The following is a 14,650-nucleotide window of genomic DNA, read 5'->3' as shown; positions in this document are numbered from 1 at the left end:
ATCCGTCGTAGGGGAGCTACGGAGAACGCGGCCTTCCGCTCGCAGGCATGCGCGGAAACGGGGGTATATGGCGGTGTACATAAAGTCGTCCATCGGCGTCCTTCTCGCCTTCACCGGCATCGTGGCGGCACCGGAAGAGACGCCTGTCATGCAGGTAGCACGAATCTTTCTGCAGATAACCGGAATCGGTTTCGGGTTGTACTGCGTGGCCGCATTCGGCCTTTTCCTCGCCGGGGTGCGGATTCGCGCCGCGGCCGGTGTAAGTGCTCGGCGCACCCGGGAGTGGCCATGATCGGCCAGCTCGCGGTGGCCGGCAGCCTGGCGATCATCGTGCTGGCCGTCTCGTACAACAGCGGAATGTTCGTGCTGTCCCAGCGCCGGACGCCGCATCCGCGCGAGACGGGAAGGGAGCGAACCTATGTCTTCATGCTCGCGTGCCTGAACGAGGAAAAAGTGATCGGCGAAAGCCTGGCGCGCCTCGCCGATCTCCCGCTGGACGACTTTATGGTCCTCGTCGTGGACGACGCGTCCGACGATGGAACGGCCCAAATCGTCACCGCGGCGGCGGCGTCCACACCCGGCCGAATCCACCTCTACCGGCGCAAATTTCCGGACGCCCGCAAAGGAAAAGGCGCGGCGCTCAACGCCGGACTCGAATGGCTGTCCGAAACGAGCGTCCTGGACGGGCGGGATCCGCGCGACGTCATCATTTGCGTGGTGGACGCCGACGGACGCCTCGATCACCACGCGGCCGAGCAGGTCGACCCTTTCTTCAACGATCCCGGCGTTGGCGCGGTCCAGGTGGGCGTGCGCATGTACAACCGCCACAACCGTCTTCTCGCCCGGCTGCAGGACATGGAATTCGTCGTCTACGGCGAGATCTTCCAGAACGCCCGGCGGCATCTCGGCAGCGTCGGGATGGGCGGCAACGGCCAGTTCATGCGGCTCGCCGCGCTGCGCTCGCTGCCCGGCAGGCCGTGGAGCGACTGCCTCACCGAGGACCTCGACCTCGGCGTCCGCCTGATCGCGGCCGGGTGGACCAACGCGTACTGCGGCACCGCCGCCGTCCACCAGCAGGCGGTCCTCACCGTGGGGCGGCTGCTCCGGCAGCGGTCCCGCTGGTTCCAGGGGCACATCCAGGCGTCGCGCCTGGCGCCGCTGATCCTGCGCAAGATCGCGCCGCGTCCTGCGGCGGACCTGCTGTACCACCTGTCGAGCCCGGCGCTGCTGCTGCTCACCTCGCTGCTGCCGATCTCGTTCGCCCTCATGCTCGGCGACACGGCCGTCGCCTCGATCCGGACCGGGAACAGCACCCTGTCCCTGTGGTGGCTGCCCTGGTTCTACGTCATGACCTTCGGCCTCGCGGCCGCCTACGCGTTCGTCTACCGCAAGCGTGAGCCGGTGAGCAGGCCGTACTCGCTGCTGCTCGGGCACCTCTATGTGATCTACGGCTACGTCTGGTTCGTGTCCGGCTGGTGGGCCGTCGGCCGAGTCCTCACGGGCAGGCACACCTGGCTCAAGACCGCACGGACCTAGGTAGGCCCCCGGCCTTCCTAGGCGAAACCCCACCCCGACCTTCCGCCGCGCGGCGTCCTCCGCATCCGGGCGCCGCGTCATCCGACCATGCCTGCGAGGAGCAGAGACCATGGCTGTTCTCCCCCAGCGTGACCCCGCACGGAACCGGCCGCGGAACGTCGTGACCGAACCTCCGGTCCGGGCCATGATCGTCCTCGGTACCCGGCCCGAGGCGATCAAGCTCGCCCCCGTCGTCCGCGCGATGGACGCCTCCCCGCTCTGCGAGCCGTTCGTGGTGAGCAGCGGCCAGCACCGGGAGATGCTCGCGCCGATGCTGGCGGCCCTCGACGTCAAGGCGCACGCCGACCTCGCCGTGATGCGCGACCGGCAGCGGCTGTCCGGGCTCACCGGACGGCTGGTCACCGCGCTCGACGCGGTCCTCCGCGCCGAGCGTCCGGACGTCGTGGTCGTCCAGGGCGACACCACCACCGCGCTGTGCGGCGCGCTCGCCGCGTCCTACGAGCAGGTCCCCGTCGCCCACGTCGAGGCAGGGCTGCGCACCGGCAACCTGTACAACCCGTTCCCCGAGGAACTGAACCGGCGGCTGATCGCCCGCATCGCCCGCTGGCACTTCGCGCCGACCGAACGCGCCGCGGCCTGCCTGCGCGCCGAGGGGATCGCGGGGCCGGACGTCCGCACGACCGGGAACACCGTCATCGACAACCTCCACTGGATGCTCCGCCAGGGCGTGGGCGAGGCGGCGTTCCGCACCTCGGGCAAGCGGATCCTCGTGACCCTGCACCGCCGTGAGAACCAGGGCGGCGGGATGCGCGGGCTCGCGGGGGCCGTCCGCCGGCTGGCCGACCGGGGCGACTGCGAGGTGCTGCTGCCGCTCCACAAGAGCCCGGCGGTGCGCGAGGCCCTGCTCCCCGGCCTGTCCGGGCATCCCGGCGTCACGATCTGCGAGCCGCTCGGCTATGCCGACTTCACCGCGACGCTCGCCGCCTGCGACCTCGTCCTCACCGACTCCGGGGGCGTGCAGGAGGAGGCCCCCAGCCTGGGCAAGCCCGTGCTCGTCCTGCGGACCACCACCGAACGTCCCGAGGCGATCGACGCCGGTGTGGCGCGGCTCGTCGGGACCGACCCCGGCGAGGTCTACGCCGCGGCGTCCCGGCTCCTGGACGACCCCGCGGAACGCGACCGGATGGCCCGCGCGGTCTCCCCGTTCGGCGACGGCCGGGCGGCCGAGCGGATCGTCGACGCGCTGGTCCGCGACTGCCTCCGGACGGACGCCGTGCGTCGCACGGCACGGGACTGAGCCTTGCCGCATGATGTCGACCATGTCGCCCTCCGCCATGCCCCGCGTCTTCCGGTGGTCGCCAGCGTTGGCCCTGGCGGCCCTGCTCACCGTCGCCGCCGTGACCGCCGTGCTCGACCGGGGCGGGGACAGGTTCGTCCGGTGGCGGGACGGCACCGTCCACGGCCCCTGGCGGGCGGTGTTCGACGGCCACGGCGTGAACGGCTCCCGGGGCGGGGTCATCTCGCTGCGTCCGAAACCGGCCACCGATCCGGCGGAGACGCACGCGGGCCTGGTCGTCTCCCAGGCGCGGTACGGGCATATGGACTTCCACGTGCGCGCCCGGACCGTCGCCCAGTTGCGCGACCAGGCCCCCAACCCGTGGGAGGCCGCGTGGATCGTCTGGGCCTACTCCGACGAGCACCACTTCTACTACTTCATCCTGAAGCCCACGGGCTGGGAGCTGGGCAAACGCGATCCCGCCTACCGGGGAGGCCAGCGCTTCCTCGCCACCGGCGAGCGCTCCTTCGCCATCGGCCGGTGGTACAGGGTCAGCGTCGTCCAGCGCGGTGCCACCATGTCCGTCCGGGTGGACGGACGGCCGGTGACCGAGTTCACCGACGCGGAACGCCCGTACACGGGTGGCTCCGTCGGCCTCTACACCGAGGACGCGGAGGTCGAATTCCGCGAGATCTCCGTCAGGCCCCGTCCCTAGGCGCCGCCGCGGAGGGTGTGCAGGACGGCGGTCTCCTCGGCGGGGTCGCGGAGCTCGGGAGGGCCCTGGGTGAGCGGACGGAGCACGGCGCGGGCCGCCGCGCGCGGGTCGGGCCACAGCGCGGCGTTCAGCGCGTCGGTGAACCAGCCCAGCATGTTGGCGGCGGTCCGCTCGTCGTCGCTCAGGTTGGTACGGGCGAACGGGTCGTTGAGCGATCCGCCCGCCTGGCGTGCGCGCCGCAGCCAGGAGCGGACGTGCGTGCCGAGCTCGGAGCCGGGTGAGACGGTGACCGGCTCGCCGCGCTCGGCCGCGGCGACCGCCTCCGCCAGGCCGGGAGTCGCGTCCAGGCCGAGGACGGAGGCCAGGCGCATCGTCTCGCGGGCGGCGACGGCGCGGAGCACGTCCGGCGGGGCGGCCTGGAGGGCGGCGATCATGGCGGGGTCGGTGGGGCCGTGGGTCCGCCGGGGCGAAGCGGCGCTGAACCACGGTTCGATCTCGGCGCAGGGCAGTTCTCCGGCCAGGGCGTCCGGATGCGGGACGGCGCCGGTGATCAGGCCCGCCAGCAGCAGCGCCGGGACGTAGGCGCTGGGCACGTAGTCGCCTTCATCGCCATATTCGTCGTCCTCGTCGTCGCCCTCGTCGTAGGCGGCCAGGTCCAGGCCCACCGCGCGCATCTGCCCGAGCAGCCGGTCGGGCTCGCTCCCCCAGCGATGATCGGGCCAGGTGGGCTCGAAGGCGGTGACCAGCGTGCCGTCGACGGCGTAGCGGAAGGCATGGTCGGCGTAATCGTGCCGCTGCACCGCCACCGCCTCGGTGCCCCGGGAAAGCGCCGTCAGCGGCTCTTCGAGCGAGCCCTGGAAGCCGTTGGGCTCGATCAGCACCGTCCAGTCGCCGAGGTTCAGCGCGAACGCGAACTCCGCATAGCCCGCCTCGTACGACGTGAACGCCTCGCCCGCCTCCTCCAGGGTGCGGGGACGCAGCGTGTCCGGCAGCCCGCCCAGACGCGACAGCGCCTCGGTCTCATCGACCCCCTTGAGGAAGGTGAGACAGAAGATCTCGCCGAGCGGCCCGCCGCCGTCGCCGTCGATCCACTCCACGCCGTCGTGCGTCACCTTGAGCATGGGCTCCTCCGCTGGGTCGTCGGTGGCATGGCCCGAGAATCATGGCAGCGTCCTGCGACAAAGGACGGTGAGTCGGGCGAATGGCCTGCCCATCGGCCGGACGCCGGACGGCACCGGCTCGGAGCGGGCAGGCTTACCGTGTACGGGTAGAGTGCGCCGGGAGGAAGATCCATCCATGACCCCACGGGCCGACGCCGACGAGGTGACCGAGCAGCCCCGCGTTCCGCTGAGCCGGAGGCGGGTGCTGCGCGCGGCCGTGGCGCTCGCCGACCGCGACGGCCTCGGCTCGCTGACCATGCGCCGGCTCGCGCAGGAGGTCGGGGTCGAGGCGATGTCGCTGTACCACCACGTCGCCAACAAGGAGGCCGTGTTCGACGGCGTCGTCGAGGTGATTCTCGGGGAGGTCATGGCGGCGGTGGAGGACGTCGACGCCCCGCCCCCGGAGGAGGATTGGCAGGCCGCGCTGCGCGCGCAGATCCTCGCGGCGCGGGACGTGTTCCTGCGCCACCGCTGGGCCCCGCAGGTCCTCGAAAGCCGTTCCGTTACGAGCCCGCTCGTCATCGCTTACTACGACCATGTCGTCGGCGTCCTCCGCGCGGGCGGGTTCTCCTACGACCTGGCGCACCGGGCGCTGCACGTCCTGGGCAGCCGCGCCCTGGGTTTCACGCAGGAACTGTTCTCACCCGACGGCGCCCAGGCCCCTGCTGAGGGGGCCGACGCGATCATGGATCAGATGGCGGACCGGTTTCCCAACATCGTCGGGATGCTGGCGGACGCCGTCCACGACGATCCGGACGGCACCCTCGGCTTCTGCGACGACCAGTTCGAGTTCGAGTTCGCGCTCGACCTGATCCTCGAAGGGCTGGAACGGCGCCGCACCGCCGCTTCGTGACCCCCGCCTGTCCTCATGGCGCCAGTTGAGCCCTCACTTTCCCGGCGGGCCTTGACTCCCTTACGCCGTACGATAACCTTACGGCGTATGACTACCTTACGCCGTACGACGGACGGCGTCGCCCGCCGGAAGGAAGAGCCGATGAAAGCCTGGAGCTGGGACCGCTACGGCCCCCCGGACGACGTGCTGGCCCTGAAAGACGTCGACGAACCCGGCATCGCCCGCGACGAGGTGCTCGTCCGGGTGCGGGCGGCGTCCGTCAACCCCTACGACTGGCGCCATGTGGCGGCCGACCCGAAGCTGGTGCGGCTCGTCGTCGGCCTGCGGCGGCCGAAACCGGGCCTCGTCCTGGGCGCCGACCTGGCCGGGGTGGTCGAGCGGGTGGGCGACGACGTGACCGGACTGCGGGTCGGCGACGAGGTCTTCGGGGAGGTCCGGCTGGGCTCGTTCGCCGAGCTGGCCGCCGTCCCGCAGGACAGGCTCGCCGTCAAGCCCGCTCGCCTCGGCTTCGAGCAGGCGGCGTCGGTGTCGATGGCCGGCATCACCGCGCTTCAGGGGCTGCGGGACGTCGGGAAGATCGCCGCCGGGCAGCGCGTCCTCGTCAACGGGGCGTCCGGCGGGATCGGCACGTTCGCCGTCCAGCTCGCCAAGGCGTTCGGAGCCGAGGTCACCGGAGTGTGCAGTACCCGCAACCTCGAACTGGTCCGCTCCCTCGGCGCGGACGACGCCGTCGACTACACCCGCGAAGACTTCACAGAGCGGGAGGGACGCTACGACCTGCTCATCGACATCGTGGGCAACCGCTCACTGGGCCGACTGCGGCGCGCCCTTACCTCTCGCGGGACGCTCGTGATCGTGGGCGGCATCGACCCGGGCCGCGGAGGCCTGCTCGGCCCGGCGGCGCAGGGGTACCGCGGGGCATTGACGTCCCCGTTCGTCAGCCAGCGCATCGGCACCGTCCACTGGAAGCCCAATTCCACGGACCTGGGCTTCCTGGCCGACCTCATCGAAAAGGACCGGCTCACACCCGTCATCGACCGGACGTACCCGTTCGACCAGATCCCCGAGGCACTGCGCTACATCGAGCAGCGCCACGCACGAGGCAAGGTCGCCATCACCTTCTGACCACCCGGCCGGCCGGGCACGCCGAAGGCGCCCCAGGGATCGGGGCGCCTGTGCGGTTATGGCGGTGGTCAGGCGCTGACCGCCTTCTTGTAGAGGCGAGTCGCCAGCGGGACGAACACGAGCAGGATGAGGGCGATCCAGAGCAGCGACGCCGGGACGGCGTGCTGGATGGGCCAGGCGTCCGAGGTCTTCATCGCGGTGCTGGTGTTGCCGAACAGCTCCCGTGCCGCCTGGGTGAACGCGGAGACGGGATTCCAGTCGGCGACGACGCGCAACGGCGTGGGCAGCCTGGAGCTGTCGAGGAAGGCGTTGGAGACGAACATCAGCGGGAAGGAGACCATGGTCGCGATGTTGTTGAAGTTCTCCGGAGTGCGCAGGGCCAGCGCGACGGTCGCGGTGAACCAGGAGAACGCGTAGGCGAAGAGCAGCAGCAGCGCGAAGCCGAGGACGGCCTCGTACGGCGAGGAATGCACCCGCCAGCCGACGATCAGCCCCATCCCCGCCATGACGACGAGGCCGGCGAGGTTCATCAGCACGTCGCTGACGGTCTGCCCGATCAGCACCGCGGACGGCGCCATCGGCAGCGAGCGGAACCGGTCGAAAATGCCCTTCTGCAGATCCAGTGTCAGCGTGTAGCCGGTGGTCTGCGCGCCCATGATCACGGCTTGGACGAAGATGCCGGGAAGCAGGAACTCCTTGTACGACATCCCCGGGACGTCGATGACGCTGCCGAAGACGTAGGCGAACAGCAGGATGAGCACGATCGGGAGCATGATGGTGCCGCTGAGCAGGTCCGGCTGACGCCGGATCTTCAGGGTGTTGCGCTTGGCGATCGTCCAGCCGTCGGCGATGGGCATGGTGATGGCGTTCATCGGGCGGCCTCCTCGGCCTGCGGGTCGGTGCCGGGGCCGGGCGTCTTGTGCCCGGTCAGGGTGAGGTAGACGTCGTCGAGGGTGGGCCGCCGCAGGCCGGCGTCCCGCACCCGGACGCCTGCGTCGGCGAGCCGGCCGAGGACCTGGCGGAGCGCCTCGGGCCCGTCGGTGACCGGGACGGTGATCTGCAGCGATTCCGGGACGGTCCGCATCGCGCCGACGGCGACCCAGCCGAGCGTCTCCCGGGCGGTCTCCAGCTCGGCGGCGTCGCTCACGGTCAGCTCGATGCGGTTGCCGCCGACCTGGTCCTTGAGCTCGTCGGCGGTGCCGCGGGCGATGGCGCGGCCGTGGTCGACCACCAGGATCTGGTCGGCGAGGCGGTCGGCCTCCTCCATGTACTGCGTGGTCAGCAGCAGCGTGCTGCCGCCGGCGACGAGTTCGGAGATGGTCTCCCACAGCGCGGCGCGGGCGCGGGGGTCGAGGCCCGTGGTGGGTTCGTCCAGGAAAAGGACCGGCGGGTCGGCGACCAGCGCGCCCGCGAGGTCGATGCGGCGGCGCATGCCGCCGGAGTAGCCCTTCACCGGACGGTCGGCGGCGCCGGTGAGGTCGAAGCGTTCGAGCAGTTCGCGGGCGCGGGCTTTGCTGCGCTTGGCGCCCAGGTGGTAGAGGCGTCCGACCATCTCCAGGTTCTCGGCGCCGGTGAGGTGCTCGTCCACGGCGGCGTACTGGCCGGACAGCCCGATCTGCGCGCGCAGCCGCCGGGCGTCGCGGACGACGTCGAATCCGGCGACGGTCGCACGGCCGCCGTCAGGGCGCAGCAATGTGGTCAGAACTCTAACCGTGGTGGTCTTCCCGGCGCCGTTCGGCCCGAGCAGGGCGAGCACCGTCCCCTGCGGGACGGAGAAGCTCAGCTCGTCCAGGGCGGTCACCTCGCCGTACCTCTTGACCAGTCCTTCGGCGGTGATCGCGTCACTCATGGGGGGTCTCCTTCCTGGGAGTTTGCGGGGGTCAGGACCGGTGGACGTCGATGTCGCCCCAGTTGGTGTGGGCGTGCACCTCGACGACGGCGTCGGTGGTCTCGGGTCCGTCGGCGGCGGTCAGGGTGTTGCGCACCACGCCGTTCTTGGAGTGCAGGTCGAGCAGGGCGGCCGTGCCCTCGGGGATGCCGATGCCGACCTTCCCGTGGCCGCCCTCCACCTGGACGTTGCCGTTCACCGCCGCGCCGATCCGGATCCGGCCGTGCGCGGACTTGGCGGTCAGGCCGGCGAGCACGCGGTCGACGGTGATGTCCCCGGTGCCGGTCTTCAGCTGCAGGTCGCCGGTCACCTCGCCGAGGCTGATGGCGCCGGTGGAGTTCTTCACCGTGCCGGGCCCGTCGACGGTCCCGATCCGGATCGCAGCGACGGACCCGGTCACTTCAACGGGCCCGGTCACCCGGTCCACGGAGATCTCGCCGATGGACGTCCTGGCCTCCAGCGGACCGGTCTCCTCCAAGCGCAGGTCGCCGTTCGAGCTGTGCAGGACCGTCCGGCCGAGGACGCCCGTGGCGACGAAGCCCGCCATGCCTCCCGCGGCGACCCCGGCCTCGACACCGGACCCGGTGGGCAGCTCGACGGTCACCTCGATGGACCCGCGCCAGGACCGCAGGTACCCGAGGCCCTTGGGCCGCGGGCTCCTGACCCGCACCCGTCCGCCGGAGAACTCGACGACCGTCCGCTCGGCGGTCTGCACGCACGCCTCGTTGGACGGGTCGCTGGGCCGCACCTCAACCACGGTGTCGGCGCGGTCGGTGGCGTGGATGTGGACCTGGCCGACGAAGACGTCGATATCGGCGACGATCGGCTCAGGTGTGTCGAAAGTTGGCATGGCGGAGCCCTCCTCATGGGTCCGGTGGAACATCCCGGCCGCGGGCCGGGCGATGAGTGATGGGGTCTGGCGGGTGCCGCTAACGCACCCAGCCGGTGTAGCTGCGCCCGCTTTGGGTCTGCTGCGGCCGGGCGGCGGGACCGCTCCCGGCGCCGGCCTCGCATGCGGCGGAGACGGCGCGGACCAGCCAGGCGTTGACCGAGATCCCCTGCCGGTTCGCCGCCTCCTCCACCCGCACCTTGAGGTGCTCGGGCAGCCGGAGGGTCATCCGCGCCGTCCCGCCCTCCTCCCCGGCCGGCGGCCCGGCGGGCGGCCCGGCGGGCGGCGTTTCCCAGGCGGTCTCCGTCCCGCCGCCGACCGCGCTCTCCGGTGCCGGCTGCGGCGGCGTCACCACGAAGGCCGGGTCGCCGCCGCGCAGCCGCACGTCGACCGAACCCGGGGCGAGCTCGCTGGTGATCTCGTCCGCCGCGGCCGACAGCGCCTCCAGCAGCGCGAGCCGCGTCGCCGACTCCAGGACACCGGTCAGGCGCTCGGCCAGCGCACGAGCGTCCGGCCCGCCCGCCTCGGCGGCCACGACGAGTTCGCGGCGAAGGTTCTCCACGTACGGCATCAGCTCCATGCCACAAGTATGGCGTCAGAATGACGTCACGTCAAATGCCAATCTGACGTCACTCTGACGCGGCGATGGCGTCACGTCCCGCACAAGCCACAAACCTGCAGCTGGGAAGGTGCGCGCCAGGGGGTTTCAGTGCTGTATTGCACCCGGTTGGCAGTCCTCGTACGCTCTTGCCGGACTACGGGCAGTGAACCTGGCAGCGGAACGGGGCGGCGGGGCGTTGGGAGTGCAGGCGGAGCCGGGGCGGACCGTCGGTGGACGGTACCGGCTGGTCGAAACGCTGGGGACCGGCGGGTTCGGACGCGTATGGAAGGCGCATGACGAGGCGCTCGGCGTCCAGGTCGCGGTGAAGGAGGTGTGGCTGCCGCAGCAGTCGGGGTCGGAGGAGGAGCATCACCGGCGCGTGGTCCGCGCGACGCGGGAGGCCCGCAACGCGGCCCGCCTGCGCGACAACCCGCACGTTGTCGCGGTCCACGACGTGGTGGTCGAGGACGGCACCCCCTGGATCGTGATGCGCTTCGTCGACGGGTGCTCCCTGGAGGAGCGCCTGCGCACACACGGGCCGCTGCCCGCCGCGTTCGTGGCCGAGATGGCCACCGCGCTGCTCAAAGCGCTCAAAGCCGCACATGCCGCCGGGATCGTGCACCGCGACATCAAACCGGCGAACGTGATGCTCACCGACGACGGCCAGGTCTTCCTGACCGACTTCGGCATCGCCGTCCACGAGACCGACACGCGCCTCACCGCGTCCGGCGGGGTGATCGGCTCCGCCGAGTACATGGCCCCCGAACGCCTCAACGGCGTCCACGACCACGCCGCCGGCGACCTCTTCTCGCTGGGGGTGACTCTGTACAGGGCCGTGGAAGGCGTCTCCCCGTTCCGCCGCGACACCGCCACCGCCACGATGGCCGCCGTCGCGATGCAGGATCCCCCGCCCATGCGGCACGCGGACCCTGTTCTCGCCTCGCTCATCACCGCCGTCCTCGCCAAGCGGCCCGAGGACCGCCCGACCGTCGACAGCGTCCTGGCCCTGCTGAACGCCGCGTCCACACTCGCGCCACCGGCACCCGCACCGGCCCCCGCGCCGACCTTGCGTGCAGCGCCGCCCACATCCGTGATGGCTCCAGCGCCCCGGACGGTTTACGTCGAACGCCTGGTCGCGGGGACCTGCTTCCTGGCGGCCGGGCTCGGCGGCATCGCCTTCGGTTGCAGCATGTACATCCGGGAAGGCGGCTGGGTGGGCGCCTACCTCGTCGGCACCGTCGCCGCCGCCCTGGTCGCGCTGATCCTCGGCCTCGCCGCGACGTTCTACCGCTGGACGGGCCCGGGCCGGCCACCCTTCCGGATCGTCCGGACGGTCTTCCTGGCCGTCTTTCTCCCCCTGAGCCTTACCTGGGCGCTATGGAACGCGGTACTGCTCGCGTAATCGGAGACAGAGTGTGTCCCCGCGCTGGGCTACTCCATCGTGGACGAGTCCGGCGCTCGATTCGGTTATACCGGCGACACCGTCCATTGTCCGTCGGTGGAGAAACTCGCGGCCGGCAGCGTCGCTATGGCCGTCGACACCTCGTTTCCAGGGCAGGGCAAGGTCGGGCACATGGGGCTCGACGACGTCGAAGCCGTGGCGGACCGCCTATCTGGCCGGGCCGGACGCGCCGTAGCGCTGCTCGAAGTGATGGAAGGCGATCTCCTGCCGCCATTGCAGTTGGGCTTTGGGGCTGGACCTCAAGAGCGAGGCGCAAGCCGGTCCCGGCTGGGACTCCTCGATTTCAGACTGGTGGCATGCCTCGTCGAGCTGGTGGACGTCGCGGGAACGCCAGAGGCTGCGGCCTTGGATGAACGCATGCTCCAGTGATGCACGTGCGAGGGTTTTCAGGTCGGAGTACGTGAGGTGGAAGTCACGTAGTGCGCGCAGGTACTCATGGGTCAGATCGGTGTGCTCGATTCCCTGATCGTCGGTGGAGAGGGTGACGGGCACGTTGTGGGCCCGGTAGAGGGTGAAGGGATGCCGTGCCCCGCACACCCTCAGAATCTGGCAATTGCTCGTCAGGTTGATCTCGACCAGGATGTGCCTGTCCGCCATGGTCTTCAGCGTCTCGGCGGAGCCGGTCTCGCCCGCGATGTCGACACCGTGGCCGATGCGTTCCGCCCTCGCGACGGTGACGGCTTCCTGGATGTGCGATTTCAGCGCGTCCGGCCCGGCGAAACGGGGCGTGAGTTCTCCGGCGTGCAATGTGACGTGTGCGGCGGGGTGAGTGCGGCGCAGGTAACCGACCATCCGCATCTGCCGGCTGTATTCCTTGATCGCCTTTGGCTCGTCTTCGGGCGCTACCAGGTTCATCCCGACCACGTTGGGATCGCGTTCGGCCAGGACGGCGCCAAGCACCAGGTTGGCGAAGACCACCGAGGGCTCCCCGATGCGGTTGACCTGGTGATCGATGCGCACGGCCATGCGGCAACCGGGGTCGGGACGGTCGGCACCGCAGCCCAGGAGCCGCCGCATCTCGGCGATGTCGGCGTCGGTCTCCGCGGCCGCCTTCTCCACGATGCGGTCGAAGCCCGGAGCGCCGGTGATCTTGGCGGCCATCGCGGGGAGGTCCTCGGTCCAGCCGAGGTCGGAGGCGAGGTCCTTCATCGCTCCGCTCTGCCGGCTGATCAGGGGTTCCAGGTAGGAGACGTTCTGTTTCGCCGCCTCGGAAGCGACGGCGGCGAGCATGGCGCCCTTCTGCCCGGTGGCCGCGCCGAATTTGGCAAAAGCGGCGAAGAAGTGATCGTGCCCGGATTCCTCGGTTTTCGCCGTGAATCCCTTCATCGACCATGCGCGCATGACGCGGTCGTAGAAGGCCCGGTCGGTTCGTGTGTCGGCGGCGGGTCGGGCGCCGTCCTCGCACGGCGGGGCGACGGCGGTGTCGTTCTGATCGATGCACAGCCCGTCGGCGGCGGCCTTGTCGATCAGCCAGCCGGTCGCCACCGCACCGGAGAGGTGGGTGTGCAGGTCGCCGCCCTTGGGCAGTTCCCTGACGAACACGCTCAGGCGGCCGGGCTCGTCGCGGACCTGATCCAGGTAGGCCTCGACCGCTTCGTCCGGCGCGTCCTGCGCCATCGCCGTGGCGGCGGGTGACGAACCGGCCATGACGGCCGCGACGGCCAGAGCGGTGAATCCGACCAGAACACGGCGTCCGCCCGTGCGTCGACAATGCATGCGTTCCCCCGGATGAAAAGGCCGGCCATCACCCTTGGCATGCTCGGAAAAGGCGGCGGCCTCCCCCGGGAAGAAACAAATAGTTGATCATCTGATCGTCATCGAAGGGCTCAGGCGAGCAGGTGGCTCAAGCCCCTGGCGGTGAAGAGGAGGCCGAACACCAGGACGAGGAGGAGGGTGAGCGCCCCGTTGTGCAGACGGCGGAGATCTAGCTGCGGGACCCGGTGGCGTCCATCGCGGCGGTGCGGGACGCGCTCGACCCGACGGTGATCGACTGGGTGAGTACGCGGGCACCGTCCTGACCTCGCGCACGCTGGAGGCCGAGGAGGGCGCATCGGCCCCGGCCGGCTGTACCACCGGGTCGCCGACGCCGTCGACGACTTCGAGCGCGCGGACGGAACCTGAGCCGCCGCGCGGCGGTCAGCGTCCCACGCTCCCCGCCTCGATCGTGCGGCCCTGGGTCGTCTCGACCACCACGTGCGAGCCGCCGGGGACGGCCCCGTCCAGGCGGGCCAGCAGGTCCTGGAGCGGCGGCAGGCCGGAGGGCGTGCGGACGGAGACGTGGAACGTCCGCGATTCCGTCCTGACGCTTGTGACGGTGGCGCCGGGCTCGGCTTCCAGCCACTCGGCGGCGACCTGCTCCACCCGGTCCTCCCAGGCGGCGAACAGGTAGTTCGCGGCGGTGCTGAGGGTCAGCGGGACGACGACGAGCAGCCCGAGCCCGCTGAGCGCCAGGGTGGCCCGGGAGCGCGTCCGGCCGCGGGGCGGGGCGTCCAGGTAGCCGAGCGCGGCGAAGACGAACGTCCCCGCCAGGACGAGCGACAGCAGGTTCGACAGGAACAGCACCATCGCGCCGAGCGCGAGGACCGGCGCCCCGTCCCCGAGGCACACGCCCGCCACGACCAGCGGCGGCACGAGCGAGATCGCGATCGCGACGCCGGGCAGGACGGCCGCGACGTCGCGGCGGGCGAGGGCGACGGCGCCGGCCAGCCCCGTCGCCAGCGCGGCGATCAGGTCGGCCAGCCCCGGCGAGGTCCGGCCGGAGATCTGGCTGTTGGACAGCAGCTCGTACGTCCGCGGTACGGCCAGCGACGCCACCAGCCCGACGGCGACGACCGCCGCGACCCCGCCGAGGACGAACACGCCCGCGCCGGTCCTGGTCCGGTTGACCAGGCCGAGCGCCATTCCCATGATGGGCGTGGACAGCGGCGCGATGATCATGGCGCCGATGACCGTCGCCGTCGAGTCCGCCAGCACGCCCGCCGCCGCGATCACCGCCGACAGGACGAGCATCGTCCAGTACGCCGACAGGCTCGCCTCGCCGCCCGATCGCAGGTCCAGCTCGGCGCTCAGCTCCGTCGGCGTCCGCCGCCGCACCGCCGGCACCAGCAGCTCCCGCACCTGCGTCAGCACGCGCACGGGCCGGGAA

14 protein-coding genes are annotated in these 14,650 nt (G+C 71.1%); 7 read left to right on the top strand and 7 right to left on the bottom strand.

Annotation, left to right across the window (positions count from 1 at the left end):
* The first annotated feature begins 67 nt into the window (after positions 1 to 67).
* The 4 genes from E1287_RS05145 to E1287_RS05130 all read left to right on the top strand — a co-directional run bounded on the left by E1287_RS05145 (position 68) and on the right by E1287_RS05130 (position 3,527).
* Complete coding sequence (locus E1287_RS05145) at positions 68 to 292, top strand: hypothetical protein (RefSeq protein WP_131963649.1); 225 nt, start codon at positions 68 to 70, stop codon at positions 290 to 292.
* Positions 289 to 1,536, top strand: a complete 1,248-nt coding sequence (locus E1287_RS05140; protein ID WP_131963648.1) for a glycosyltransferase family 2 protein — start codon at positions 289 to 291, stop codon at positions 1,534 to 1,536. The genes E1287_RS05145 and E1287_RS05140 overlap by 4 nt, the downstream gene beginning before the upstream one ends.
* Positions 1,537 to 1,696: 160 nt before the next feature.
* The gene (gene wecB, locus E1287_RS05135) at positions 1,697 to 2,833 is read left to right on the top strand and encodes a UDP-N-acetylglucosamine 2-epimerase (non-hydrolyzing) (RefSeq protein ID WP_207934022.1); all 1,137 of its coding nucleotides are present in this window, start codon (positions 1,697 to 1,699) and stop codon (positions 2,831 to 2,833) included.
* A 22-nt stretch (positions 2,834 to 2,855) separates the two neighbouring features.
* A complete protein-coding gene (locus tag E1287_RS05130; RefSeq protein ID WP_207934021.1) occupies positions 2,856 to 3,527 on the top strand; it encodes a family 16 glycoside hydrolase in 672 nt (223 codons plus the stop codon).
* Here the strand turns inward: E1287_RS05130 and E1287_RS05125 are convergent.
* On the bottom strand, positions 3,524 to 4,648 hold the full coding sequence (locus E1287_RS05125; protein WP_131963647.1) for a DUF6461 domain-containing protein: 1,125 nt from the start codon (positions 4,646 to 4,648) through the stop codon (positions 3,524 to 3,526). The genes E1287_RS05130 and E1287_RS05125 overlap by 4 nt on opposite strands.
* A gap of 175 nt (positions 4,649 to 4,823) precedes the next feature.
* On the opposite strand from E1287_RS05125, the gene E1287_RS05120 reads away from it, so the two are divergent.
* The gene (locus E1287_RS05120; protein WP_207934020.1) at positions 4,824 to 5,540 is read left to right on the top strand and encodes a TetR/AcrR family transcriptional regulator; all 717 of its coding nucleotides are present in this window, start codon (positions 4,824 to 4,826) and stop codon (positions 5,538 to 5,540) included.
* 141 nt (positions 5,541 to 5,681) lie between these two features.
* Positions 5,682 to 6,665 carry an NAD(P)-dependent alcohol dehydrogenase gene (locus E1287_RS05115; RefSeq protein ID WP_131963646.1) on the top strand — a complete coding sequence of 328 codons (984 nt, stop codon included), beginning with the start codon at positions 5,682 to 5,684 and terminating at the stop codon, positions 6,663 to 6,665.
* Positions 6,666 to 6,733: 68 nt separating this feature from the next.
* Here E1287_RS05115 and E1287_RS05110 read toward each other — a convergent pair whose 3' ends face one another.
* From E1287_RS05110 to E1287_RS05095, 4 genes are all read right to left on the bottom strand, one after another.
* Positions 6,734 to 7,537, bottom strand: coding sequence for an ABC transporter permease (locus E1287_RS05110; protein ID WP_131963645.1), 804 nt, complete (start codon positions 7,535 to 7,537; stop codon positions 6,734 to 6,736).
* Positions 7,534 to 8,514: an ATP-binding cassette domain-containing protein gene (locus E1287_RS05105; RefSeq protein ID WP_131963644.1), complete on the bottom strand. Its 981-nt coding sequence runs from the start codon at positions 8,512 to 8,514 to the stop codon at positions 7,534 to 7,536. The genes E1287_RS05110 and E1287_RS05105 overlap by 4 nt, the downstream gene beginning before the upstream one ends.
* Positions 8,515 to 8,545: 31 nt before the next feature.
* Entirely contained in the window at positions 8,546 to 9,403 is an 858-nt protein-coding gene (locus E1287_RS05100) for a DUF4097 family beta strand repeat-containing protein (protein ID WP_165968887.1), read from the bottom strand.
* Between the two features lie 79 nt (positions 9,404 to 9,482).
* Entirely contained in the window at positions 9,483 to 10,022 is a 540-nt protein-coding gene (locus E1287_RS05095) for a toxin-antitoxin system HicB family antitoxin (protein WP_131963642.1), read from the bottom strand.
* Positions 10,023 to 10,206: 184 nt separating this feature from the next.
* Here E1287_RS05095 and E1287_RS05090 point away from each other — a divergent pair, with 184 nt between their 5' ends.
* Entirely contained in the window at positions 10,207 to 11,445 is a 1,239-nt protein-coding gene (locus E1287_RS05090; RefSeq protein ID WP_165968886.1) for a serine/threonine-protein kinase, read from the top strand.
* 207 nt (positions 11,446 to 11,652) lie between these two features.
* Here E1287_RS05090 and E1287_RS05085 read toward each other — a convergent pair whose 3' ends face one another.
* The gene (locus E1287_RS05085; RefSeq protein ID WP_207934019.1) at positions 11,653 to 12,990 is read right to left on the bottom strand and encodes a hypothetical protein; all 1,338 of its coding nucleotides are present in this window, start codon (positions 12,988 to 12,990) and stop codon (positions 11,653 to 11,655) included.
* Between the two features lie 651 nt (positions 12,991 to 13,641).
* Positions 13,642 to 14,640: a DUF389 domain-containing protein gene (locus E1287_RS05080; protein WP_243718639.1), complete on the bottom strand. Its 999-nt coding sequence runs from the start codon at positions 14,638 to 14,640 to the stop codon at positions 13,642 to 13,644.
* Positions 14,641 to 14,650 lie beyond the last annotated feature (10 nt).

It is taken from the genome of Actinomadura sp. KC06, assembly GCF_004348735.1.
Lineage (GTDB): Bacteria > Actinomycetota > Actinomycetes > Streptosporangiales > Streptosporangiaceae > Spirillospora.
Note: the sequence above shows the minus strand (reverse complement) of the source record. Positions and strands in the feature narration are given on the sequence as shown.

Coding starts and splice junctions, on each gene's coding strand:
- E1287_RS05095 (WP_131963642.1), bottom strand. CDS start 10,022: ATGGAGCTGATGCCGTACGTGGAGAACCTTCGCCGCGAACTCGTCGTG.
- E1287_RS05110 (WP_131963645.1), bottom strand. CDS start 7,537: ATGAACGCCATCACCATGCCCATCGCCGACGGCTGGACGATCGCCAAG.
- E1287_RS05140 (WP_131963648.1), top strand. CDS start 289: ATGATCGGCCAGCTCGCGGTGGCCGGCAGCCTGGCGATCATCGTGCTG.
- E1287_RS05125 (WP_131963647.1), bottom strand. CDS start 4,648: ATGCTCAAGGTGACGCACGACGGCGTGGAGTGGATCGACGGCGACGGC.
- E1287_RS05105 (WP_131963644.1), bottom strand. CDS start 8,514: ATGAGTGACGCGATCACCGCCGAAGGACTGGTCAAGAGGTACGGCGAG.
- E1287_RS05145 (WP_131963649.1), top strand. CDS start 68: ATGGCGGTGTACATAAAGTCGTCCATCGGCGTCCTTCTCGCCTTCACC.
- E1287_RS05120 (WP_207934020.1), top strand. CDS start 4,824: ATGACCCCACGGGCCGACGCCGACGAGGTGACCGAGCAGCCCCGCGTT.
- E1287_RS05115 (WP_131963646.1), top strand. CDS start 5,682: ATGAAAGCCTGGAGCTGGGACCGCTACGGCCCCCCGGACGACGTGCTG.
- E1287_RS05130 (WP_207934021.1), top strand. CDS start 2,856: ATGTCGCCCTCCGCCATGCCCCGCGTCTTCCGGTGGTCGCCAGCGTTG.
- E1287_RS05100 (WP_165968887.1), bottom strand. CDS start 9,403: ATGCCAACTTTCGACACACCTGAGCCGATCGTCGCCGATATCGACGTC.